General features: G+C 58.7%; 2 protein-coding genes. Both read right to left on the bottom strand.

The genetic code is table 11. The annotated features are described in order from the left end of the window. Positions 1–104: hypothetical protein (locus QQJ79_RS16120; RefSeq protein WP_431307616.1), on the bottom strand; the 104-nt coding region annotated here is incomplete at its 3' end. Between the two features lie 38 nt (positions 105–142). After that, on the bottom strand, positions 143–567 hold a 425-nt coding region (locus QQJ79_RS15895; protein WP_348521805.1), incomplete at its 5' end, for a cytochrome c-type biogenesis protein.

Raw genomic sequence — 567 nt, 5'->3', positions numbered from 1 at the left:
TCCTGCTCCAGTTCCTGAAGCTGTTGTTTATAGACCGTCAGGCCGCCCTTAACACGGGCCGTCCCTTCCGTATCCTTTTTCAACAACGGATAGATCAGGATCATCAGGGCGACGACCGTCAAGACAAGCAACAGAACCCAAATCATCCGCGATCATCCTCTTTCCCGTCCCGCAGCAAGCGGTCCAGTTCTTCCTGTTCTTCCGGGCTGAGACGCTGGACCGCTTCGCCCCCGCCAGCAGAAGACCGGCGCCGCAGGAACGCGATCGCCGCCAATCCACCCAACAGGAAAATCACCGCAGGTCCGACCCAAAGCAGGGCTGTCTTCATCTTGAACGGCGGGTTCAGCAACACCCAGTCACCATAACGGACCACAAGATAGTCCCGCACCTGATCATCCGTATCCCCTGCGGCAACCCGCTCGCGCACAACGCCGCGCAGATCGCGGGCAAGGTCCGCATTGCTGTCCATGATGGACTGGTTCTGGCAGACCAGACACCGGATTCCTTCTGAAATTTCCCGCGCCCGTGTTTCCTCTGCCGGATCGGCAAGGCGTTCATCCACAAACA

The organism is Brevundimonas denitrificans, from assembly GCF_030160755.1.
Classification (GTDB): Bacteria; Pseudomonadota; Alphaproteobacteria; order Caulobacterales; family Caulobacteraceae; genus Brevundimonas; species Brevundimonas denitrificans.
The sequence above is the reverse complement of the archived record's forward strand: the minus strand, read 5'-3'. Positions and strand labels throughout refer to the sequence as shown.